21 protein-coding genes and 1 pseudogene are annotated in these 23,111 nt (G+C 72.5%); 17 read left to right on the plus strand and 5 right to left on the minus strand.

Translation table 11 applies throughout. The annotated features are described in order from the left end of the window. Positions 1-21 precede the first annotated feature (21 nt). Together ACIBJE_RS05570 and ACIBJE_RS05575 are read right to left on the minus strand one after the other, a co-directional pair. A pseudogene (locus tag ACIBJE_RS05570) lies at positions 22-1,224 on the minus strand (tryptophan 2,3-dioxygenase family protein); the annotation flags it as partial. A gap of 1,036 nt (positions 1,225-2,260) precedes the next feature. Then, complete coding sequence (locus tag ACIBJE_RS05575; RefSeq protein ID WP_396743301.1) at positions 2,261-2,674, minus strand: type II toxin-antitoxin system Phd/YefM family antitoxin; 414 nt, start codon at positions 2,672-2,674, stop codon at positions 2,261-2,263. A gap of 118 nt (positions 2,675-2,792) precedes the next feature. On the opposite strand from ACIBJE_RS05575, the gene ACIBJE_RS05580 reads away from it, so the two are divergent. After that, complete coding sequence (locus ACIBJE_RS05580) at positions 2,793-4,367, plus strand: FMN-binding glutamate synthase family protein (RefSeq protein ID WP_396743304.1); 1,575 nt, start codon at positions 2,793-2,795, stop codon at positions 4,365-4,367. A 61-nt stretch (positions 4,368-4,428) separates the two neighbouring features. Here the strand turns inward: ACIBJE_RS05580 and ACIBJE_RS05585 are convergent, their stop codons facing one another. Continuing rightward, positions 4,429-5,862, minus strand: coding sequence for a M28 family peptidase (locus tag ACIBJE_RS05585; protein WP_396743307.1), 1,434 nt, complete (start codon positions 5,860-5,862; stop codon positions 4,429-4,431). Between the two features lie 172 nt (positions 5,863-6,034). On the opposite strand from ACIBJE_RS05585, the gene ACIBJE_RS05590 reads away from it, so the two are divergent. From ACIBJE_RS05590 to ACIBJE_RS05645, 12 genes are all read left to right on the plus strand, one after another. Next, positions 6,035-6,862, plus strand: coding sequence for an MEDS domain-containing protein (locus ACIBJE_RS05590; RefSeq protein WP_396743310.1), 828 nt, complete (start codon positions 6,035-6,037; stop codon positions 6,860-6,862). Continuing rightward, on the plus strand, positions 6,859-7,878 hold the full coding sequence (locus ACIBJE_RS05595) for an anti-sigma factor RsbA family regulatory protein (RefSeq protein ID WP_396743313.1): 1,020 nt from the start codon (positions 6,859-6,861) through the stop codon (positions 7,876-7,878). The genes ACIBJE_RS05590 and ACIBJE_RS05595 overlap by 4 nt, the downstream gene beginning before the upstream one ends. A gap of 8 nt (positions 7,879-7,886) precedes the next feature. Next, the gene (locus ACIBJE_RS05600) at positions 7,887-8,771 is read left to right on the plus strand and encodes an ABC transporter substrate-binding protein (RefSeq protein WP_396743316.1); all 885 of its coding nucleotides are present in this window, start codon (positions 7,887-7,889) and stop codon (positions 8,769-8,771) included. A gap of 452 nt (positions 8,772-9,223) precedes the next feature. Next, positions 9,224-10,135: a ribokinase gene (locus ACIBJE_RS05605; RefSeq protein ID WP_396743319.1), complete on the plus strand. Its 912-nt coding sequence runs from the start codon at positions 9,224-9,226 to the stop codon at positions 10,133-10,135. Between the two features lie 5 nt (positions 10,136-10,140). Then, a complete protein-coding gene (locus ACIBJE_RS05610; protein WP_396743322.1) occupies positions 10,141-11,172 on the plus strand; it encodes an ABC transporter permease in 1,032 nt (343 codons plus the stop codon). A gap of 49 nt (positions 11,173-11,221) precedes the next feature. Continuing rightward, positions 11,222-12,244 carry a substrate-binding domain-containing protein gene (locus ACIBJE_RS05615; protein WP_396743325.1) on the plus strand — a complete coding sequence of 341 codons (1,023 nt, stop codon included), beginning with the start codon at positions 11,222-11,224 and terminating at the stop codon, positions 12,242-12,244. Between the two features lie 4 nt (positions 12,245-12,248). Then, positions 12,249-13,793: a sugar ABC transporter ATP-binding protein gene (locus ACIBJE_RS05620; RefSeq protein ID WP_396743328.1), complete on the plus strand. Its 1,545-nt coding sequence runs from the start codon at positions 12,249-12,251 to the stop codon at positions 13,791-13,793. Further along, positions 13,790-14,245, plus strand: coding sequence for a D-ribose pyranase (gene rbsD / locus ACIBJE_RS05625; RefSeq protein WP_396743331.1), 456 nt, complete (start codon positions 13,790-13,792; stop codon positions 14,243-14,245). The genes ACIBJE_RS05620 and rbsD overlap by 4 nt, the downstream gene beginning before the upstream one ends. A 42-nt stretch (positions 14,246-14,287) precedes the next feature. Then, complete coding sequence (gene deoC / locus ACIBJE_RS05630) at positions 14,288-14,995, plus strand: deoxyribose-phosphate aldolase (protein ID WP_396743334.1); 708 nt, start codon at positions 14,288-14,290, stop codon at positions 14,993-14,995. 77 nt (positions 14,996-15,072) lie between these two features. Continuing rightward, positions 15,073-15,840 carry a GntR family transcriptional regulator gene (locus ACIBJE_RS05635; protein WP_396743337.1) on the plus strand — a complete coding sequence of 256 codons (768 nt, stop codon included), beginning with the start codon at positions 15,073-15,075 and terminating at the stop codon, positions 15,838-15,840. Positions 15,841-15,904: 64 nt separating this feature from the next. Next, on the plus strand, positions 15,905-16,327 hold the full coding sequence (locus ACIBJE_RS05640; RefSeq protein ID WP_396743339.1) for a hypothetical protein: 423 nt from the start codon (positions 15,905-15,907) through the stop codon (positions 16,325-16,327). 100 nt (positions 16,328-16,427) lie between these two features. After that, positions 16,428-18,659, plus strand: coding sequence for an ATP-dependent RecD-like DNA helicase (locus tag ACIBJE_RS05645; RefSeq protein WP_396743341.1), 2,232 nt, complete (start codon positions 16,428-16,430; stop codon positions 18,657-18,659). A gap of 67 nt (positions 18,660-18,726) precedes the next feature. Here ACIBJE_RS05645 and ACIBJE_RS05650 read toward each other — a convergent pair whose 3' ends face one another. Then, complete coding sequence (locus tag ACIBJE_RS05650) at positions 18,727-19,188, minus strand: MarR family winged helix-turn-helix transcriptional regulator (RefSeq protein WP_088984421.1); 462 nt, start codon at positions 19,186-19,188, stop codon at positions 18,727-18,729. A gap of 110 nt (positions 19,189-19,298) precedes the next feature. Between ACIBJE_RS05650 and ACIBJE_RS05655 the strand changes: the two genes are divergently transcribed. The 3 genes from ACIBJE_RS05655 to ACIBJE_RS05665 all read left to right on the plus strand — a co-directional run bounded on the left by ACIBJE_RS05655 (position 19,299) and on the right by ACIBJE_RS05665 (position 21,328). Continuing rightward, a complete protein-coding gene (locus tag ACIBJE_RS05655; protein WP_396743343.1) occupies positions 19,299-19,859 on the plus strand; it encodes a YceI family protein in 561 nt (186 codons plus the stop codon). A 73-nt stretch (positions 19,860-19,932) separates the two neighbouring features. Continuing rightward, positions 19,933-20,697: a pirin family protein gene (locus ACIBJE_RS05660; RefSeq protein WP_396743346.1), complete on the plus strand. Its 765-nt coding sequence runs from the start codon at positions 19,933-19,935 to the stop codon at positions 20,695-20,697. A gap of 37 nt (positions 20,698-20,734) precedes the next feature. Further along, a complete protein-coding gene (locus ACIBJE_RS05665) occupies positions 20,735-21,328 on the plus strand; it encodes a nitroreductase family protein (RefSeq protein WP_396743349.1) in 594 nt (197 codons plus the stop codon). 44 nt (positions 21,329-21,372) lie between these two features. Here the strand turns inward: ACIBJE_RS05665 and ACIBJE_RS05670 are convergent, their stop codons facing one another. Continuing rightward, positions 21,373-21,915, minus strand: a complete 543-nt coding sequence (locus ACIBJE_RS05670; protein ID WP_396743352.1) for an RNA 2'-phosphotransferase — start codon at positions 21,913-21,915, stop codon at positions 21,373-21,375. Between the two features lie 192 nt (positions 21,916-22,107). Between ACIBJE_RS05670 and ACIBJE_RS05675 the strand changes: the two genes are divergently transcribed. Continuing rightward, a complete protein-coding gene (locus tag ACIBJE_RS05675; RefSeq protein WP_396743355.1) occupies positions 22,108-23,106 on the plus strand; it encodes a methylenetetrahydrofolate reductase in 999 nt (332 codons plus the stop codon). The last annotated feature ends 5 nt before the right edge of the window (positions 23,107-23,111 follow it).

Raw genomic sequence — 23,111 nt, forward strand, 5'->3', positions numbered from 1 at the left:
CGCGTCGACCGGCCCGCCGTCCACCGTCCGGAAGACCGGCACCGTGCGGACCGCGGCGAGGTAGGGCGTTCCCTCGGTGTAGCCGGTGCCCGACCGCTCGCCGAGCATCCGCAACGCCAGCCGGTGGTGGGTGCGTCGCCAGGTGACCAGCGCCCCGGCGAACGCCCGCATCCCGTCGGCGACCTGCGCGCGTCCGGCCGGGTCGAGCAGGCCCCGCTCCATCGCGCTCCGGTACGCCTGATCGATGGTCGGCTGCCCGGCCAGGACGCGCTGCCGGACCTCCGGGGCGGAGCGGTAGGCCGCGCTGTCCAGCCGTTCCTGGTCCGGCGTGCGGCAGAGCGACTCGACCAGTTTGTAGCTGTGCGACTGGATGGCACTGGCGCCCTCGGTGTACGCACGGAACGTCCGGAACGACTCGGGTTGCATGGTGGCCAGCAGGGAGAACAGCGGCGCCGATCCGGCCAGCGCCTCGGTCGCCGTGGCGAGGTGCGCGGCGGCGGGCCCGGCGGCACCCCGGACGAGCGCGTCCCGCGCGGCCCGCAGCAGCACGACGAGCAGGGCGAAGGTGGTCTCGTACGCCTGGAGCACCCGGATGAAGAGGTACTCGTCGTGGACCACGTACACCGGCAGCATGGACAGCCGCAGGTCCCGCCGCTCGGCGGTGGTGGCCTCCACCGCGGCGCAGAACTCGGCGGCGGCGGCCAGTGGGTCGTCCGCGGTGATGGTGGTGAGCGGGCTGAGCCGGGTCAGGGCGGGCTGGGCGGCACGGACCGTCAGCCGCAACCGTTTGGTCAGCCGGTCCCGGTCAGGGCGTTGCCCGGGCAGCAGGTCGGTGCGGCCCGCCTCGACGTCCAGTTCGAAGCGGAGCAGGTCCGCCAACAGGTGCAGGTACCGCCGGTCGCGGTGACGCCGGGCCCGGTCCGGGGTGATCTCGCCGGTCCCCTCGATCGCCATCGACAGCACGGGGAGGGCCAGGTAGGTGTGGTAGTCGTACCGGCCGTCCCACTTGTCGAGTGCGCAGTCGAGGAAGCGGCGTAACCGGGTCGCGCCGGGGCGCGGATCGGGAGGTAGCGCCCCGCGGGCGCGGTCGAGGCAGAGCAGGACGTCCCGGTCGACGAAGTGTTTACCGACCCGCAGATATTCGGCGGTAACCGTCGGATAGGGGAAGTCGACCGGATCGGCCCCGGCGGACAACCAGCATTCCACGTCGCGCACGAACGTCACCTCAGCAATCGACAGGGACAGTCGGACGGCGGGACCGGCACCCCCGACCGGGGCGTCGCACGACACGCCGTACCGGCCGCCGTGGCTGACCGGGTCACTTTCGGCGGGCCGGACTGGCGGCTGACAACGAATCGGCGGAGGCGCGATCACCGACCGGAGAAGCGGCCACGGATCAATAGGGCGGAATTGCCCCCCGACCCGTCACGGGTCCCGGCACGGACGGCCCGGCCGGACGTCCGCATTCGTTGCCGGTCAGGAGATCCGGGCACGGCCGCGCCCGGCTGTGGTGGGCGTCGCCGGGCAGCACAGGGACCGAGTGTTTCCTCTTCACAGATCCCACTTTCTGTGACAGGGGACACGTCCCGACCAAGTCGATGACCGGGGCATCCGCGAACCGGAGAAAAACGCGGCACGGAACCCCGGGCACCAACGACGAGACAACTTACCGAGCAATAGATCCCCGCGCAAGAACGTCAATCGATTGGTCGATCATTAAGTCCGATATGAATACTTCACCCATGGTCGCCCGGCGATTCACCCCAATGCACGTCGGGGACGCCGGTGAACCGATCTGCCCGGCGGGCCGATCTCGCTGGCGGGGCCCTGTGGAGCTGCCCCGCCCACGCGCCCATCCGCTCACGCGCCACACGTCCACGCGCCCCGCCGCCGAGCGGTAGCGCAGACGGGGCAGCTCCACAGGCATCGGGACGACCCCACCCCCGCCCGGCCACACCGGACCCACCCGGCGACCGGACCACCGGGCCACCGGACCAAACGGGCGGACCGGACGAAACACGCGACCGGACCCACCGGCACGCTCCGACCGACCAACACGGGCCGGCGCGCGTCACGGCTGCCCAACACGGGCCGGCGCGCGTCACGGCTGCCCAACACGGGCCGGCGCGCGTCACGGCTGCCCACCTGGCTCGCTCACCACCTCGCTGCCCGGACCGCACGACGGGACACGGCGTGTTGACGACCGCGGCGCGGGCGGGGCCGTCCGCCACCACCGGCTCCGCGACGACCTCCGCGTCGGTCAGTCGCGCAGGAGATCGGCGTGCGCGGCGCGCAGCCGGGCGAGCGCCGGGTCGCCGCCCGGGGCGGCCCGACGGTCGAGTTCGGCCCAGGCCTCGGCGAGCGCATCGGTGACGGCCCGCAACTCGGCGGCGTGCCGACGGGCACTCTGCCGATGCGTCTCGTCGAGGCGACGGGCCCAGCCGGCGGTGACCGCGGCGACCCGGTCGGCGTCGGCCCGGGTCTGGGCTGCGCTCCGAGCGGCGGACGCCGGCACGATCGCGGCGATGGGTCGGGGGTCACCGTCCCGGGTGACCAGGGTGACCGTGTCGGTCAGTTCGGCCATCGCGACCAGCTGGGTCAGCCGGGTACGGACCTCGCGCAGCGGCAGTGAGCGGGGCCGGTCGTGGCCATGTGCCAGAGCGGGAACAGCCATGGGGACATGCTGCAACGGGGGTACGACATTTAACGCGATGACTGCCTCCGACGCCGGAACGGCCATGGGGAATCCGCGCGCAGTTTGAGCGCGACCGATCGCGGAAAGACTGACCGGCATGACCTGGGCACGTCGAGTCGTACCCGCCGCCGCAGCAGCAGTGGCGGCCCTCGCCGCACACGACCTCCTCCAACGCCACCACGCCCTGCTGCGCAACTTCCCGGTGCTGGGCCGCGCCCGGTACCTGCTCGAATCGATCGGGCCGGAACTGCGCCAGTACATCGTGGCGGGCAACAACGAGGAACGGCCCTTCACCCGCGACCAGCGGCGCTGGGTGTACGCGTCGGCGAAGAAGCAGAACAACTACTTCGGTTTCGGCACCGACAACGACATCGAGTACACCCCCGGATATCCGATCATCAAGCACCGGACCTTCGGCCGGGCCGTGCCCCCGTCGTCCCCGGCGGCCGGACACGACGTGTGGCTGCCGTGCGCGAAGGTGCTCGGCGCGGCCCGGGGGCGACCGAAGGCGTTCCGGCCCGACTCGGTGGTGAACATCTCCGGGATGAGCTTCGGTTCGCTCTCCGGCAACGCCGTCGAGGCGCTGAACCGGGGCGCGGCGCTCGCGGGCTGCCTCCAGAACACCGGCGAGGGGGGCCTGTCGCCGTACCACCGCCAAGGCGGGGAGTTGGTCTTCCAGCTCGGCACCGCCTACTTCGGTTGCCGTGACGAGCACGGGCGGTTCAGCCTGGGCCGCCTCCGGGACGTGGTGGCGGGCGCACCGGTACGGGCGCTGGAGATCAAGCTCAGCCAGGGCGCGAAGCCGAGCCTCGGCGGACTGTTGCCGGGTGCGAAGGTGTCGGCGGAGATCGCCGAGACCCGGGGGATCCCCGAGGGCCGGGACTGTGTCAGCCCGTCCCGGCACGCCGAGTTCTCCGACTGCGACAGCCTGCTCGACTGGGTCGAGCTGCTCGCCGCCGAGACCGGCCTGCCGGTGGGGATCAAGTCCGCCGTCGGCGACCTCGGGTTCTGGGAGGAGTTGGCCGACCTGATGCGGGACACCGGACGGGGCGTCGACTTCGTCACCATCGACGGTGGTGAGGCCGGGACCGGGGCCGCTCCTCTGATCTTCACCGATTCGGTCTCGCTCCCGTTCCAGCAGGGCTTCGCCCGGGTCTACCGGACGTTCGCCGAGCGCGGCCTGCACGAGCAGGTCGTCTTCGCCGGGGCGGGGAAGCTGGGACTGCCCGACAACGCGATCGTGGCCTTCGCGCTCGGCTGCGACATGGTCAACGTCGGTCGGGAGGCGATGCTGTCGATCGGCTGCATCCAGGCTCAGAAGTGCCACACCGACACCTGCCCGACCGGCGTCGCCACCCAGAACCGGTGGTTGGCGCGGGGCCTGGATCCCGCGCTCAAGTCGGTCCGGGCGGCGAACTACGTCCGGACGCTGCGCCGCGACCTGACGAAGGTGGCCGAGGCGTGCGGGGTCGAGCATCCGGGACTGGTCGCCACCGACGCGGTGGAGATGCTCGACGGCCGGACCGCCTCCACCCCACTTGCCGAGGTGCACGGCTACCGGCCGGAGTGGGGGCTGCCCTCGGCGGCCGACCGCGCGGAGATCGTCCGGTTGATGACCGCGGAGGTCCCGCAGGGCGGCAGCGCCCCACCGTCGGCGACCGCGCAGCGCTGACCGCACCACCGCCCGTGACCGGGGAGGGTGGTCTCCCGTCATGACGGCGGGAGACCATCGCTCAGCTGGCCAGCAAGGTCACGTCGTCGACGACAAAGCTGGTCTGGAGGTTGGCGTCCTCGGTGCCGGTGAAGGTGAGCGTCACCGTCTGCCCGGCGTACGCGGCGAGGTCGAAGGTGCGGGCGACGTACCCGGCGGCGGCGTTCAGGTTGGAGTACGTGGCCAGGGTGGTCCCGCCGACCTGCACGGTGAGCCGGTCGTAGACCCGGGTGCCGGTGCTCTCGGCGGTGTCGACGTGCAGGTGGAAGGTGAGGGCGTAGCTCGTACAACCGGCCGGCAGGGTGACCGACTGGGACAACGTCTCGGTCCGGGTGGTGCCGTCCCCGTTGAGCCACGCCTTGTACGCGCCGGTTCGCGCCGGCTGCTGGGTCGCGTTGGTGATCACGCCGGTGGAGCCGGTCCACGGCGTGGTGCCGCTCTCGAACGAGCCGTTGCCGACCGTCTCCCCACCGGTGCAGGGACCGGGCGTGCCGCCGCCCACCGCGAGCTGCCAGACGGCGTACGCGATCCCGTCGGCGTTGCGGTTCAGCACCGTCGCGCTGACGTTGCTGGTGGTGTCGCAGGACCGGTGGTAGCAGGGGTCGTACGACGCGCCGGACGTGCCACCCCACTTGGCGGCCTGGGCGCTGGTCTTGCGGGCGCTCGCGCCGGCGGCGTAACCGGAGGTGGGGATGCCGGCCTGCTGGAACGGGTAGTCGTCGGAGCGGCCCTGCCCCTCGCGGTTCTCCTCCGGCTGGAGCCCGAGCGAGTCCCAGTACGCCTTCAGCGGCGCGGCCGTGGTGGAGGTGATCCGGTTGATGAAGTAGCCGGCGTTGGTGGAGCCGACCATGTCGAAGTTGTAGTAGCCCTTGATGTACCCGCGCTGGGTGGCGCTGAGCGAGTTGACGTAGAACTCGGAGCCGTTGAGGCCCTGCTCCTCGTCGGTCCACCAGGCGAACCGGACCCGCTTGGTCATGGTCGGTCGCTGCTGGGCCAGGACCAGCGCGTTCTCCAGCAGGACCGCCGAGCCGGAGGCGTTGTCGTTGATGCCGGGGCCGGCCGACACGCCGTCGAGGTGGGCGCCGAACATGACCACCTGGTCGGTGGGGCCGGCCGGCCACTCGGCGACGAGGTTGTTCGACCGGTACACACAGCTCGTGCAGACCTGCTCGGTGACCGTGTAGCCGGCCGCCTGGAGCTTGCCCTTGACGTAGGCGACCGAGGCGGTGTAGCCGGCGGACCCGGCCCGGCGGTGGCCGCCGTTCTGCTGTGCGATGGTCTGGAACTGGGTCAGGTGGGCCTGGACGTTGGCCACCGCGATGTCCGGGGCGGCGAGGGGAGCCGGGGCGACCGTCCGCGTCGGCGCGGACGCGGAGGCCGACGGCGTGGTGGGCGGCACCGTCAGCGCGGTCGCGACGGCGAGCGCCACGGCCGCGGTCAGCGTTCTGCCTCTCATGGAGCCTCCTGGGTGGGAATGTGCCCAGACAATGACATCCGTCGATTAGCGGGGTCAATCGGCGGTCCGGACGGGCCCGCTCCCGGTCCGGCCGAGATGCTTCCGGCGGCATCCGCCCGGCGGGATGACCCAGCACCCGACCGGCCTAGACTGTCACCATGGGGTGTCCGGGGTGAGCGGCGGACCGCGGCAGGCGGCGTACCGCCACGTGTGCTGGCGGTACGACGACCGAGTTGCCCTGCACGACCAGGTCCGGGCCTTCCTCCTGGAGGGCCTCGCCCTCGGAGAGCGGATCTGGTACGTCACGGCGGAGCCGGACCCGGTCGCCGACCGGCTTCGGGAGGAGCCCCTGATCCGGGACGCCCTGCGCCGGGGAGCCGCCCGGATCGTCCCGTTGGACTCGGCCTACCACCACGACCACATCGTCGTCCCCGCCGACCAGGTACGCGCCTACGCCACCGCGACAGCGGACGCCCTGGCCGCCGGTCACACCGGACTGCGGGTGGCCGCCGACGCCACCGCGCTGGTACGCACCCCCGCGCAACGGGACGCCTTCGCCCGGTACGAACACCTCATCGACCGGTACATGCGCGTCCGGCCGATGTCGGCCATGTGCGCCTACGACCGGCGGCTCCTGGGCGACGAGGCCGTCGCGGAACTGGCCTGCCTGCACCCGGGCACCAACGTCGACGACGTCCTCTTCCGGCTGTACGCCGACACGCCGGGCGACGGTCAGGCGGCGCTCGTCGGCGAACTGGACGCCTCGAACCACGAGCTGTTCCGGGCCGCGCTGGACCGTGCCGACCCGCGACCGGCCGACGGCAGGTTGGTGTTGGAGGCGGCCGACCTGCGCTTCATCGACCACCGCAACCTGATCCACCTGCGGGACCACGCCCGCGCGCGCGGCGCGGTGGCGGTCCTGCGTGCCTCCCGGTCCGCCGCCGCCCGGGTCGCCGAGTTGCTCGATCTCGCCGGACTCGACGTGGAGGTGGCCCGGTGAGGACGGGCGTCGCCGCCGGCCACGTCGGCTACTTCCACGAGGCCGCCTGTTACGACTCCGACGAGGGTCTGCTCGCCGTGGTGCTGCCCTTCCTGATCGGCGGAATCGAGGCGGGCGAGCCGACCCTGGTCTCCCTGGACGAGCGCCACTCGGAGTTGGTCCGGTCGGCGTTGCCGGCGGACTCGGGAGTGCGATTCCTCGACGGCGGGGACGTCTACGCCCGACCGGCGGCGGCGATCCGCTCGTACCGGCAGATGCTGGCCGACCACGTCGCCGCCGGGGCCGGGCAGATCCGGATCGTCGGTGAGGTGCCCACCGCTGCCCTCGGCTCCACCTGGGACTGGTGGGCCCGCTACGAGTCGGCGATCAACCACGCCTACGACGAGTTCCCACTGTGGAGCATGTGCGTCTACGACCGCCGGGTCACGCCCCCGCCGGTCCTGGCCGACGTGCTGCGGACCCACCCCCGGGTCGCGCTGCCCGACGGCCAGCGCCTGACCAGCGAGACGTACACCGATCCACTGGTCTACCTCACCGAGCCCCGACCGATGTTGCCCGATCCGATCCAGTACGCCCCGCCGCTGGTGGAACTGGTCGACCCGACCCCGGCGCGGGCCCGCGCGGCGGTGTGCGCCGCCGACCCCGGCCACCTGTCGCCCGACGAGGTCGAGAACCTGGTCGTGGCGGTGAGCGAGACGGTGACCAACGCGCTGCGCCACGGACGGGAGCCGGTGACGCTGCGGCTCTGGAGCGGGCCGGACCGCATCGTGGTCAGCGTCCACGACTGCGGTGAGGGTCCGAAGGACCCGTTCGCCGGGCTGCTGCCCGCCGGTGACGGCGCGAACGGCGGCCTCGGTCTCTGGATCACCCACCAGTCCTGCGACCACGTGGCGATGCATCGGGGCCCGGACGGCTTCACAATCCGTCTGACCAGCGGGAACGCGCACCTTACCGGCTCAGACGCACCAGCGGCGGACATGACGGGTCTGGAGGCGGCGGCGCTGCACCCGGCATGATGGCGGTCATGCGCCTGGTTTCCCTGCTCCCCTCGGCCACGGACATCGTCTATGCCCTCGGCCTCGGCGACGACCTGGTCGGCGTGACCTTCGAGTGCGACGTGCCCCCGGCCGACCGGGCCGGCAAGCTCGTGGTGGTGGGCGGCCGGGACACCCGGGGGATGAGCCCGGGCGAGATCGACGCGTATGTCCGGTCGCAGCGGGCGGCCGGGGCCGACCTGTACACCCTGCACGCCGACGCGCTGGCCGGGCTGAACCCGGACCTCCTCCTCACCCAGGACCTGTGCCGGGTCTGCGCACTCCCGGCGGGGCAGCTCACCGAGGCGCTGGACCATCTGGGCTGCCGCGCCGACGTGCTGTCGCTGGACCCGTACACCCTGGACGAGGTGCTCGGCACGATCCTCGCGGTGGGACGACGGGCGGGCGTACCCGAACGGGCGGAAGCCCTGGTGGCCGCGCTGCGCGGCCGACTCGCGGCGGTGGCGGCGGCGGTCGCCGGGCGGCACCACCCCCGGGTCGTGGTGGTGGAGTGGGTGGACCCGCCGTTCGCGGCCGGGCACTGGATTCCCGACCTGGTCTCGGCCGCCGGCGGTACGCCGGTTGCCGCCCACCCGGGCGCCCGGTCGGCACCGACGACCTGGGCGACGCTGGCCGACGCCGCACCGGAGGTCGTGCTGGTCGCCCCGTGCGGCTTCGGCCTGGCCGGCGCGACCCGGCAGGCCGAGCAGGTCGCCTCCCGCTTCCCCGGCGCGGCGGTGTGGGCCGTCGACGCCGACGCCCTCGTGGTGCGCCCCGGACCCCGGCTGGTGGACGGCGTCGAGGCGATCGCCGCGATCCTGCACCCGGACGCCGTACCGTCCGCCCCTGCCGGCGCGACCGCCCGGGTGGCCTGACCGGGTCCGCGTCCCGACTCCGACCACCGGTGCCGGTGACCGCGTCCGGATCGCCGGGCGGGCACCGGCGTCCACAGTGCGTCGACGGTTGGTGGGAGCCGTTGCCACCGAACGTCTCCGGCTCCCCCGCGCCGACCGGCCACTGTGTTTACCGAACACACGATCTGCCTGAACCGCGTCGATTCCCGCCCGGCACCCACGCCTGATCCGGGTCGATTCCCCGCCAGCACCCACGTCTGACCTGCGTCGATCCCCGCCTGCGGCGTCCGGCGGCACCGGCTGCCCGAGGCCACCTCGGTGCCACCGCCCGCCGGCACGCAGGGTGACGGGGTGGTGACCACACGGTTTCCGGAATGTTTCCGGCGACCACCCCCACCGCTATTGACACCGCCGAGACAGGCTCCCTATGGTCCCCTGAGTTGTACATGGTTGTCCATGAACATGAGGCCAGGATGAAGATTGCAGTGATCGGCAGCTACGGCGCCGGGCTCACCATGCGGGTGCCCCGGTTGCCGGTCGCCGGAGAAACCCTCTCCGGGGGTCGTTTCGCCTCCGGACACGGCGGCAAGGGCTCGAACCAGGCGGTGGCCGCCGCCCGGCTCGGCGCCGAGGTCAGCCTGCTGACCGCCGTCGGCGCAGACCAGTTCGGCACCGCCGCCCGACAGCTCTGGGCCGAGGAGGGGATCGACGCCACCGGGGTCCGGACGACCGGAGCCGCCACCATGGTCGGTGTCATCCTCGTCGACGAGCAGGGCGAGAACCGGATCGTCATCGCCCCCGGCGCGCTGGACGACCTGACGCCGGCCGACGTCGACGGCTTCGCCGACCGCATCGCCGCCGCCGACCTGGTGGTGGTCTCCCTGGAGATCCCCCTCCCGGTCGCCGTCGCGGCGCTGCGCGCCGCCCACGAGCGCGGCGTCCGGACGCTGCTCAACCCCGCGCCGGCCGTCCGGCTGCCGGACGAGGCGTGGCGCTGGATCGACGTCGTGACGCCGAACGCCAGCGAGGCCCGGGTGCTCACCGGCCTCGGCCCGGAGGACCCGGCCACCGGCGACGAACTGGTCGACCTGATCCGCGCCCGCCACACCGGCACGGTCGTGCTCACCCTCGGCGCCGAGGGTGCCCTGGTCGACCACGACGGGCAGCGGATCCGGGTCGACCCGGTCACCGTGCCGCGCGTGGTCGACACCACCGGGGCCGGCGACGCCTTCACCGGCGCGCTCGCCGTGGCCCTCGCCCGGGGCGATGCCCTCACCGACGCGGTCCGCTTCGCCGCCGCGGCCGGCGCCCACACCGTCGGCATCGCCGAGGTGATCCCCGCCCTGCCCCACCCGGACGACGTCGCGGCCCTGCTGAGGAGATGACACCGATGGCCCAGATGACCACCGCCCCGGCGGCACCGCCGGTACAGAAGACCGCCGCCCCCCGCGCCCGCTCCCCGTTCCAGCGTTTCCTGCACGCCCGCGAGGCCAGCACCTTCCTCGCCCTCGTCGTGCTCTTCAGCCTGGGCACGCTGATCGCTCCGGGCTTCGTCGGCACCGACAACTTCCTCACCGTCGGCCAGCAGATCGCCCAGATCGGCATCATGGCCGTCGGCGTCACCTTCGTCATCATCAACGCCGAGATCGACCTCTCGGTCGGCTCGATCTACGGCCTCGGCGCGGTCGTCTGCGGGCTGCTGATGACCTCGGACGTCGCCTGGCCGCTCGCCGCCCTCGGCGGGATCGCCGCCGGTGCGGTCGCCGGCCTGCTCAACGGCCTGATGACGGTGGGCTTCGGCATCCCCTCGTTCATCGTCACCCTCGGCACGCTGAGCGTCTACCGGGGAGTCACGCTGCTGCTCAGCGGTGGCTCGCCGATCTCCCTGTCGGCCAGCGAGCCCAACGTGGCCGAGTTCAACCTGCTCGGCCAGGGCAAGCTGTTCGGCCTCCTGCCGATGCAGTTGGTCATCTTCACGCTCGTCGCCGCCCTCGGCATGGTCGTGCTGTCCCGGTCGCGTTACGGCTTCAACACCTACGCCGTCGGCGGCAGCGCCGAGGCCGCCCGCCTGTGCGGGATCAACACCGGCCGGGTCAAGGTCGCCGCGTTCACCCTCTCCGGCACGCTCGCCGGCCTGGCCGGCGTGCTCGGCCTCTCCTTCCTGTCCTATGTGCAGGGTGTCACGGGCACCGGGATGGAGCTGACCGCCATCTCCGCCGTGATCATCGGTGGCGCGGCGCTCTTCGGCGGCTCCGGCACCATGCTCGGCACCGTCATCGGCGTCGCCTTCATCGGCGTCCTCCAGAACATCCTGAACCTGCGCGGCATCTCCTCGTTCTGGCAGACCGTGGCGACCGGCGCGGTGATCATCCTCGCCGTGGCCGCCGACACCTGGCTACGCCGACGCTCCGGGCGACGCTGACCGCCCCGCACCACCACGCCCCCATCCCCCACACGCAAGGAGCAACCCGATGAAGCTCACCTTCCGGCGCCGGCTCGCGGTCGCCGCCACCCTCGGCCTCGCGCTGCTGGCCGGCAGCGCCTGCGGCGCGGTCACCCCGGCCAGCACCGCCTCCGGCGGCGGCGACGGCGGGTTCCAGCTCGCCGACTACATCAAGGACGCCGTCGAGAAGGGCGAACCGCTCAAGATCCGGCTCAGTTACCACGACCCGTCGCTGGCCTTCGCCGTCCCGATCCGGCAGGGCATGGAGCGCGGTGCGAAGGAACTCGGGGTCGAGGCACAGATGATCGGCCCGACCGGCGGCAACGCCGCCGACCAGGTGGCCGAGTTGCAGACGCTGATCAACCAGAAGCAGATCCACGGCCTGGCGGTCTCCTCGGCCAGCAACGACGCGCTCAAGCCGGTCATCGCCCAGGCGTACGACGCGGGCATCCCGATCATCTCGTTCAACACCAACAACCCGGAGTCCAAGCAGATGGGCTTCGTCGGTCAGGACCTCGTCGCCTCCGGCGAGTCGCTGGCCAAGGAACTGCTCGGGGTGCTGGACGGCAAGAAGGGCAAGGTCGTCGTGGTGTCGGTCGACTCCGGCGCCGGCTGGTCCAACGACCGCTTCACCGGCTTCCAGGCCGGGCTGAAGGACTCCGGCCTCCAGGTCGTCGGCCCGGTGAACACCGGCAACGAGCCGAGCGCGGCGTACAACAAGATCGAGTCGACGATGGCCGCGCAGCGCGACGCGATCGCCCTGGTCTCCCTCGACTGCTGCAGCTTCACCGCCGGGGCCAAGTGGCTCCAGCAGTCCGGCAAGGCCGGAAAGATCCACTCGGTGGGCTTCGACGTGCAGCCGCAGACCGTCGACTACCTCAAGGGCGGCGTGGTCGACCTGACCATCAGCCAGGGCCCGGCCGAGCAGGGCTACCAGGCGGTCAAGCTGCTCGCCGGCTACCTGAAGAACGGCACCGAGATCAAGGACGTGGACACGGGTGCGCTCGTGGTCACCCGCGACAACGTGGCCACCGTGCCGGTGGAGGGCTGAGCCGATGACCAGCCCGGCCACGATCCTCGCCCCCGCCACGGCCGCCGTCGAGGTGTCCGGCCTGTCGAAGCACTTCGGTGCCGTCCGCGCGTTGCAGGACGTGACCCTGAGCGTCCCCGCCGGCAGTCTCACCGCCGTCATGGGGGAGAACGGCGCCGGCAAGTCGACGCTGATGAAGATCCTGGCCGGGCTGGACACGCCCACCACCGGCACCGTACGGGTGGCCGGCGAGGAGGTCCGCCGCTTCCACCCGGCCACCCTGCTCAGCCGGCACCAGGTCGCGCTGGTGCCGCAGGAACTCTCCCTCGCCCAGGACCGCAGCGTCGCCGAGAACATCCTGCTCGGCGCGGAACCCGGCTCCCGGCCCTTCCCGCACCGCCGCCGGATGGAGGAGCAGGCCGCGCAGCTGCTGGACCGGCTCGGCCTGCGGGTCGACCCGCGACGCGCGGTACGCCACCTCGACGCGGCGTCCCAGCAGCTGGTGGTCATCGCCCGCTCGCTGGCCCGCCGGGCCCGGGTGGTCATCCTCGACGAGCCGACCTCGATCCTCTCCCCGGCGGAGTCCGAGCGACTGTTCGGGGTGATCCGCTCGTTGCAGGCCGACGGCGTCACGCTCCTCTACGTCTCGCACCGGATGCCCGAGGTCTTCGCCCTGTCCCAGCACATCCACGTACTGCGCGACGGCCGGCACGTCGGGCACTGGCCCACCGCGCAGGTCACCCCGGACCAGGTGGTCGCGGCGATGGTCGGGCGGGAACTCGCCGCCGAGTTCGCCCGGCACGACACTCCCCCGCCGGCCGCGACGGCCACCCCCCGGCTGCGGCTGCGCGGCGTCTCCGGCACCGGGTTCACCGACGTCGATCTCGACGTCGCCCCCGGCGAGGTGGTCGGCGTGGCCGGACTGCCCGACAGCGGCCGGATCGAGCTGCTGCGGGGCGTCTTCGGTGCCGACCCGGTCCACGGCGGCGACCTGGCGCTCGACGGGGAGCGGTTCACCGCCCGGTCGCCGCGCGACGCCATCCGCTCCCGGGTCGCCTACCTGCCGGGGGAACGCCGGCAGCAGGGCATCCTGCCGACGATGAGCGTCGCCGACAACGTCACCGTGCTCACCCTGGGCCGGCGGCAGCGGTTCGGGGTGCTGCGGCGACGGGCCCTGCGGCGCGACGCCGAGGACCGCGCCCGCGAGCTGCGGGTGAAGACCGCCACCACCGCCCAGGGCATCACCCAGCTCTCCGGCGGCAACCAGCAGAAGGCCCTGCTGGCCCGCTGGCTGTCGATCGAGCCCCGGCTGATGCTGCTCGACGAACCCACCCGCGGCGTCGACGTCGGCGCCAAGGCGGAGATCTACCGACTGTTCCGCAGCCTCACCGACGCCGGTGTGTCCATCGTCGTCTCCTCGTCGGACCTGCCCGAGCTGCTCACCGTCAGCGACCGGATCGCCGTGATGGCCGCCGGCCGGCTGGTCGGTGTGCTCGACGCGGCCGAGGCCACCGAGGAGACCGTGATGGCGCTGGCCACCGGCGCACACACGATGAAGGAGAACGCATGAAACGCCGAGGTCTACTCCACGCCGAGCTGTCCGGGGTGCTCGCCACCCTCGGCCACACCGACCTGCTGCTCGTCGTCGACGCCGGCTTCCCCGTTCCGCGTACGGCCCACCGGATCGACCTGGCCGTCGCGGAGGACCTGCCCGACCTGACCACCGTGCTGGGGCTCGTCGCCGACGAGATCGTCGTCGAGGGCGTGGTGGTCGCCGAGGACGTGACCACGCACAACACGCCGCTGGCGCAGTGGTTGGGGCAGCGCTTCCCGGGCGTACCGCTGACCACCCGCCCGCACGCCGAGATGCTCGGCGAGCTGGCCCACCAGGCCAAGGCGATCGTCCGGACCGGCGCGTTCAACCCGTGGGGCAACGTCGGGCTGGTCTGCGGCGTGGACGTGCCGCGCTGGTTCGACGAGCCCGGCGTGATCGTGCCCGACTACTACCGGGACCGGATGTAGCGGCGTCGCCGCACCACGACGTACCCCGATTTGGAGAGAAACGTGAGCACTGCCTTCCTGACCGACGTCGACCTGACCCCCGCGACGTTGGCGCCCTACATCCAGCACACGCTGATCGACGTCGGCATCACCCGCGACCGGATCGTCGCTCACGCCGAGGAGACCGTCCGGTTCGGTTTCGACGCCGCCATGGTTCCCGGTTCCTGGGTCGCCGAGGTGGCCGAGGTGCTGCGCGGCACCGGCGTCGGGGTCGCCTCGGCCCTGGATTTCCCCACCGTCGGCGTGACCACCAGCGCCGGCAAGGCCGCCGAGGCGGAGAGCCTGGTCCGGGCCGGTGCCACCCAGATAGACATCGGCGTGCAGATCGGCTGGCTCAAGAGCGGCCGGTACGACGCGTTCCGCGACGACATCGCCGGCGTGGTCGAGGCCTCCGGCGTACCGGTCAAGGTGATGCTCGAACTGCCGCTGCTCACCCCTGCCGAACGGGAGGCCGCCGTGGCACTGTCCATCGAGGCCGGTGCGGCGTTCCTGAAGAACGCCAGCAGTGGCTCCGTCGAGGTGGCCAACCCGGACAGCGTCGCCTACCTGGTGGCCCGCGCGCCGGAAGGCGTGCAGGTCAAGGCGTCGGGCAGCATCAAGTCCTTCGAGCAGGCCGTCTCCCTGCTCCGGGCCGGGGCGGTGCTGCTCGGCACCAGCGCCGGGGTGGCTATCGTCACGGACGACGTGAACGAGCACACGACGAGCTACTGACCGTCTGTCGCCCCTCGACCCGAGCCCGGCCGGTGCCCGGCAGCGGTCGGGGGGCGACGACCCCCGTGGAAGGTGCCATGTCCGACCGAGAACTCCCCGACGGGACCACCGAGCGACTGGACCGCGACGCACCGGCTCCGCTGCACGCGCAGGTGTCGGAACAGATCCGGACCCGGATCGTGTCGGGCGACTGGCCGCCGCACTACCGGCTCCGCAGCGAGCCGGAACTCGCCGCCGACCTGGGCATCTCCCGGGGCACGCTCCGCCGGGCCCTCGCCACCCTGATCCGGGACGGCCTGCTGGTGCAGGTACGCGGGCGGGGCACCTTCGTCACGTCCACCGCCATCGAGCCGTCCATCGCGCAGAAGCTGAACACCCTCTCCGAGGACTTCGCCCGGCAGGGCGTCTCGTACACCACCGAGGTGCTCTCCCAACGGGTGATCACCGCTCCGCCGCCGCTGGCCACCCTGCTCGACCTGGATCCCGGCCAGTCGGTGCTGCATCTGGAACGGCTCCGCTCCACCACCACCGGTCCGGTCGCCTGGCTGGTCAACTACGTCCGGACCGACCTCGCCCCCGGTCTGGACCGGGCGGACCTGGCCGACCGTTCGCTGTTCGGCCTGCTGGAGAACGACCACGGCCTGAAGATCACCACCGGCCGGCGGACGTTCAGCGCCACCGCCGCCACCGGCCGCGTCGCCGACGCGCTCGGCGTGCCGGAGGGATTTCCCCTGCTCTATCTCGAACAGATCACCTACCTGTACGACGGCCGCGCCATCGAGTACTCCGACGTGTGGATCCACAGCGAGCGGATGCGGGTCACCTCCCTGCTCAGCCGCCGCTGACGGCCGGCGGCGCTGAGCTTTCGTACTCACGCGCCGCCGGATCGCATCGGGTGTACTGGCCGGTATGGAACCGTCGCCCCCGCCCCACCGCCGGGCCGGTGCCGTGGCACTGCTGACCATGCTCTGGCTGCTCGCGGCACTGGTGCTGCTGGGCTGGACCTTCGCCATCGGCATCCAGGGTTGGGCCGACCAGCACGGCAACGGCGGCGCCGGCCCGGCGGAGAGCAGCCGACGGGGCAGCTGGGTGCTGCTGTCGCTCTACCTGACCGCCGCCGGTGGCCCGGTCGTGATCGCTGTGGTCGCGTTCGCCGGGCGACTGGTGCGCACCGGCGCGGTCTACCTGTCCCTGGCGCTCGTCCTCGGCGTGTTCGGGCTGCCGCTCGGGACGGCTGCTGCCCGGGACCTGGTCCCACCGCCGCCGGTTCCCTCCGGGCCGGGTGGCTGTCAGGAGCACAGCGGCGGCGACACGCGCTGCCCGGGCGGCTGACCCGGCCGTCGACGGACCGCACCGGGCCGGCGGACGCGCCGGCCCGGAACACACGCTCCCACCACCGGGGTGTCGGACGGGTCTGCCATCATCTTCTGCGATGACCGCCGTACCGCCCGCCCCGGCCACCGCACCCGTGCGCGGCGCGACGTTGGAGGCGGTGCTCGAGCGGATCACCTACGTCAACGAGGAGACCGGCTACACGATCGCCCGGGTCGCCACCGACCGCTCCGGCACCGACCTGCTCACCGTGATCGGAGCCCTGCCCGGCGTGCAGCCCGGGGAGCGGCTGCGGATGGTCGGCCGCTGGGGATCGCACCCGAAGTACGGCCGCCAGTTCGAGGTACACAGCTGCACCAGCGTGCTGCCCGCCACCGTGCAGGGCATCGAGCGCTACCTCGGCTCGGGGCTGATCAAGGGGATCGGGCCGAAGATGGCCGCCCGGATCGTCGCCGCGTTCGGCGCGCAGACCCTGGACGTCATCGAGAACGAACCGGGCCGGCTGATCGAGGTGCACGGCCTCGGCCGCAAGCGCACCGCGGCGATCGGCACCGCCTGGCAGGAGCAGAAGGCCATCAAGGAGGTGATGGTCTTCCTCCAGGGCGTCGGCGTCTCCACCTCGCACGCCGTGCGGATCTACAAGGAGTACGCCGACAACGCGATCTCGGTGGTGCGCAACGAGCCGTACCGGCTGGCCGCCGACGTGTGGGGCATCGGCTTCAGGACCGCCGACAGCATCGCCCAGGCGGTCGGCATCCCGCACGACAGCCCGCAGCGGGTGCAGGCCGGCATCCGGTACACCCTCTCCGAGGCCGCCGACAACGGTCACTGCTACCTCCCGGAGCCGAACCTGCTCGCCGACGCCGCCGCGATCCTGGGGGTGCCCGCGCCCCTGGTCGGCGAGGCCCTGACCGCGCTCGCGGCCGAGGAGGGCGTGGTCCGGGAGGCGGTGCCGAACCCGAGCAGCGACGGCGGCACCATCCCGGCGGTGTACCTGGTCCCGTTCCACCGGGCCGAGTCGGCGCTCGCGGCGAGCCTGCTCCGGCTGCTGCGCGAGCCGGCCGACCGGATGCCGGCCTTCGCGGGCGTGGACTGGGGCCGCGCGCTGGCCTGGCTGCGGGCGCGGACCGGCGCGGAGCTGGCTCCGGAGCAGGAGCAGGCGGTGCGGCTGGCGCTCACCTCGAAGGTCGCCGTGCTCACCGGCGGTCCGGGCTGCGGCAAGTCCTTCACCGTCCGGTCGGTGATCGAACTGGCCACCGCGAAGCAGGCGAAGATCGTCCTGGCCGCGCCGACCGGACGGGCCGCGAAGCGACTGACCGAGCTGACCGGGCAGGCGGCCACCACGGTCCACCGGCTGCTCCAGCTCCGGCCGGGCGGGGACGCCGCCCACGACCGGGACAACCCGCTCGACGCCGACCTGGTGGTGGTCGACGAGGCGTCGATGCTCGACCTGATCCTGGCCAACAAGCTGGTCAAGGCGGTGCCGCCGGGGGCGCACCTGCTGCTGGTGGGCGACGTCGACCAGTTGCCCTCGGTCGGCGCGGGCGAGGTGCTGCGGGACGTCCTGGCGGCGGAATCCGTCCCCCGGGTCCGGCTGACCCGGATCTTCCGCCAGGCGCAGGAGTCCGGCGTGGTGGTCAACGCGCACCGGATCAACGCGGGCCAGCCCCCGGCGTTCGACGGGTACCCGGACTTCTTCCTCTTCCCCAGCGACGAGCCGGAGGTCACCGCCGAGCAGGTGGTGGAGATCGTGGCCCGACGTATCCCCCGTCGGTTCGGGCTGCACTCCCGCGACATCCAGGTGCTCACCCCGATGCACCGGGGTCCGGCCGGCGCGGGCAACCTGAACGCCCTGCTGCAACAGGCGCTCGCGCCGCACCGGGAGGGCGCGCCGGAGCGTCGGCACGGATCGCGGGTGTTCCGGGTCGGTGACAAGGTCATCCAGATCCGCAACAACTACGAGAAGGGGGCGGCCGGCGTCTTCAACGGCACGGTCGGGATGGTCACCGCGATCGACATGGACGAGCAGACGCTGACCGTCCGCACCGACGAGGACGAGGACGTCGGGTACGACTTCCACGAGCTGGACGAGTTGCAGCACGCGTACGCGATCACCGTGCACCGGTCACAGGGCAGCGAGTACCCGGCGGTGGTGGTGCCGGTGACCATGGGGTCGTACATGATGTTGCAGCGCAACCTGCTCTACACCGCCGTCACCCGGGCCCGGAAGCTGGTCGTGCTGGCCGGCTCCCGCCGGGCCCTGGCGATCGCCGTGCGGACGGCGGGCACCGGCCGCCGGCACACCGCGCTCACCCACCGGATCACCGGCTAGGGCCCCAGGGCGGTCCGACCGGCTCGGCTCCCGCCACCGCCGGCCACCCGGGCCGTTCCGCGAGGGGTCAGCCCTGCTCGTCGGCGTCCAGCCGGCGCAGCACCCGGGTGGCGAGACGCTCCAGGGTGGCTACCTCGTCCTGGCCGACCTGGTCGAGGAAGAACTCCCGGACCGCCGCGACGTGACCGGGGGCGGCGGCCTCGATGGCCTCCCGCCCGGCGGGGGTGAGCACCACGAACGCCCCCCGCCGGTCGCCGGGGCAGCCCTCCCGGTCCACCAGACCCCGGCGCTGCATCCGGCTGAGGTGGTGGGACAGGCGGCTCTGCTCCCACTCCAACTGCCTCTGCAGCGCGAACGGACGCAGCCGCCCCTCGGCCGCGTCGGTGAGCGCCACGAGGACCTCGTAGTCGGCGAGGGAGAGGCCGGAGTCCTGCTGCAACTGCCGTCCCAGGCGGGCGGTGAGTCGGTTCTGCATCTGCAGGTAGGCCCGCCAGGCGCGTTGTTCGTCGTCGTCGAGCCATCGGGTCATGAGTCCACCCTACCAGTGATCGATGACACATCATGAAGGGAATGGATGACGGGTCATGTAGGTTTAGGCAGACGTAAATGACACATCATCAAGCTCTTCAGGAGGACGCCATGACCACTCCGACCGCCGCACTCGCCCAGCTCACCGGCGTCTACGCGATCGACCCGAGCCACAGCCGGATCGGCTTCGTCGCCCGCCACGCGATGGTGACCAAGGTCCGGGGCGCGTTCAACGACTTCGAGGGCCGGGTGGTCTTCGACGGCGACGACCCGAGCGCGACCGCGGTGACCGTCACCATCCAGGCGACCAGCATCGACACCCGCAACGCACAGCGCGACGAGCACCTGCGCAGCAACGACTTCCTCGCCATGGAGACCCACCCGGAGATCACCTTCGTCTCCACCACGTTCCGGCAGACCGGCCCGGACACCTTCGACCTGACCGGCGACCTCACCGTCCGGGGCGTCACCCACCCGGTGACCATCCCCTTCACCTACGAGGGCGCGGCCACCGACCCGTTCGGCAACCTGCGGGTCGGCTTCGAGGGCTCGGTGAGCATCAACCGGCGTGACTACGGGGTGACCTGGAACGCCGCCCTGGAGACCGGCGGTGTCCTGGTCAGCGAGAAGATCGTCCTCGAGTTCGAGGTCTCCGCGATCAAGCAGTCCTGAGCCGTGGGGCGTGCCGCACCGGCGGCGCGCCGCCGCTTCCCCACCAACCGACTCCCAGTGGAGAGGACCTCCCGTGAGCACCCTGCTGACCCCCCGCGTCGACATCCGCCGGGCCGAGGAGCGGTTCGTCACCGAAACCGGCTGGCTCGACTCGAAGCACTCGTTCTCGTTCGGCCACCACCGCGACCCGGCGAACACCCACCACGGGCTGCTCCTGGTCAACAACGACGACATCGTCACGCCGGGCACCGGCTTCGACACCCACCCGCACCGGGACATGGAGATCGTCACCTGGGTGCTGCGGGGCTCTCTGGTCCACCAGGACTCCACCGGCCACTCCGGGGTGATCTACCCGGGGCTGGCCCAGCGGATGACCGCCGGGCGCGGCATCCTGCACTCGGAGAAGAACGACTCCTGGCGCCTCCAGGGCGAGCGGCACACCGAGCCGGTGCACTTCGTCCAGATGTGGGTGGTGCCCGACGAGAACGGTCTGACCCCGGGTTACGAGCAGCTCGAGATCGACGGTGAACTGCTCGGCGGCGGCCTCGTCCCGGTGGCTTCGGGGATGGAGCGGCACGACGGGGAGGCCGCCATCCGGATCCGCAACCGGTACGCCGCCCTGTACGCGGCCCGGCTGGAGCCCGGCGGCAGCGTGCCGCTGCCCGACGCGCCCTTCCTGCACCTGTTCGTGGCCCGGGGCGCGGTGGAACTGGAAGGCTCCGGCCGGCTCGGCACCGGTGACGCCGTACGCTTCACGGCCGGCGGCGGACACCGGGTCACCGCCACCGAACCCGCCGAGATCCTGGTCTGGGAGATGCACGCCACCATCGCGGCCTGACCCGGACGAGGCTCCATCCCCGCGAGGAAACGCAACCATGACGCACGCCAAGGCCGCCGACACCCACACACCGCTGCACCCACTGCTCGCCGAGCGCTGGAGCCCCCGCAGCTTCGACCCCGCGCACCATCTCGACGACACGGTGCTGCGTCCGCTGCTGGAGGCGGCCCGGTGGGCGCCGTCGGCCAACAACAGTCAACCCTGGCGCTTCCTGGTCACCCGCCGGGGCGAGGACGCCTTCGCCCGGCTGCACGGGACGCTCAACCCCGGCAACCAGGTGTGGGCCGACGCGGCCAGCGCGTTGCTGCTGGTGGCCGCCCGGACGGTCGACGACACCGGACGGCACCGGCAGTTCGCGCTCTACGACACCGGCCAGGCCGTCGCCCACCTGGTCGTCCAGGCCCAGGCGCACGGTCTGGCCACCCATCAGATGGGCGGTTTCGACGCCGCCGCCGCCCGGACGGCCTTCGGCCTCGACGGGGACCTCCAGCCGGTGGTGGTGCTCGCCGTCGGCCGTCCGGACGCGGCGACCCGGCTGCCCGCCCCGCTGGCCGCCCGGGAGGAGGCACCCCGGGTCCGGCAACCGCTGGACACGCTGCTGCTGTCACCGGCCCCCGTCGAGGCCGCCTGAGCCCTTTGGGCACCCGCCCGCCGGGCCGTGACCGCCACGTGCGGTCACGGCCCGGTCAGGTAGGCGGGCGGGACGGCGTCGACCAGCCACACCCCGTTGGCGCTGCGGTAGAAGAGGTGCCCGTCGCCGGTCATCGCGGCGGCGTCCACGGTGAGGACCACGACCGCGCCACCCCGCCGGGCACCGACCCGGCGGGCGGTCGGCACGTCCGCCGAGAGGTGCACGTGGTGCCGGTCACCCCGGTGCAGCCCGGTGGCCATGATGGAGTCCAGCGCTCCCTGGCTCGTGCCGTGGTAGAGCAGGTCCGGCGGGACCGCCGGGGTCAGGTCCAGGTCGACCGGGATCGAGTGCCCCTGACTGGCCCGGATCCGCTCCACGCCGTCGGCGCCCCTTTCGACGGCGAACCGTTGTTTGTCGTTGTCGGCGACCACGGCCTCCAGCGTCGCCCGGTCGATTGCCAGCCCGGTGAGGACGTCGCCGACCGGCACCCACCCGCCCCCGTCGGGGGTCAGGCCGAACCGGTCGGGCCGGTGCCGCAACGCCAGGGACACCCGCTTGCTCACCCGCACCAGGTCCCGTTGATCCATCCCGGCATTGTGACCGACACCGCCGGGCCCCACCGACCGGACCCCGACCGCAGGCGGCCCGCCTGCGGGGACGTCGGGCGGCCCGACCGGACCGCGTGGCACCGGGCCGTGCGCCACCCTGGGCGTCCCGGTACGCGGACCGGTGCCCGGGGGCGGTCACCCCGGGCCCCGGGCCTGGCTAGCCTGGTACGCATGTCGGCCCTCCCCTCCCCCTCCCCTGTGGACGGTCCGGCCGCCCCGGCCAGTGGGTCCGCCGCCGCGCCATCACTGCGGCACGTGCTCGGTGGGGCGACGCGCGGTCTGCTGCTGTTCGGGATCACCCCTCCCCGGGCCAGCGCCACCGCCGAGCAGGCCGACGAGATCGCCCGGCTGACCCTGGCCCGGCTCGACCCGCTCGACGTCGACGCGCTGGTGCTCTACGACATCGACGACGAGAGCGACCGCAACCCGGACGAACGCCCCTTCCCGTACCTGCCGACGATGGATCCGGCGGTCTTCCACGCCAGGCATCTGGTTGGTTGGCGTCGCCCGGCGATCGTCTACCGCTGCGTCGGCAAGTACCCGGAGCCGCAGTTGCGCGACTGGCTGCGCACGGCGGACACCGACCGGATGGCCGGCGTCTTCGTGGGCGCCTCCTCGGGCAGCAAGCAGGTGCACACCACCCTGCCCCGGGCCCACGCCCTGCGCCGGGAGACCCGCCCCGACCTGACCGTCGGCGGCGTCGCCATCCCCGAACGACACACCCGGGGGTCGGACGAGCACCTGCGGATGCTGGCCAAGCAGGAACGGGGGTGCGGGTTCTTCGTCTCCCAGGTGATCTACGACGTCGACGCGTCCAAGAGCATGGTGTCGGACTACCACTACGCCTGCCGGGAACGGGGGCTCGCCCCACAGCCGGTGGTGTTCACCCTCTCGGTCTGCGGCTCGCTGAAGACCCTCGCGTTCCTGAAGTGGCTCGGTGTGCGCGTCCCGCGCTGGCTGGAGAACGCGCTGCGGCACGCCGACGACCCGCTCGCCGAGTCGTACGAGCAGTGCTTGGCCACCGCCCGCGAGCTGATCACCTTCTGTCGGCGGCTCGGACTGCCGTTCGGGTTCAACGTGGAGAGCGTGTCGAACCGGAAGCTGGAGATCGACGCGTCGGTGTCCCTGGCCGCCCGGGTCCGCGAGCTGCTCGACCGGCCGCCCTGCTGATCCGG

Source organism: Micromonospora sp. NPDC050187, assembly GCF_044459745.1.
Lineage (GTDB): Bacteria > Actinomycetota > Actinomycetes > Mycobacteriales > Micromonosporaceae > Micromonospora.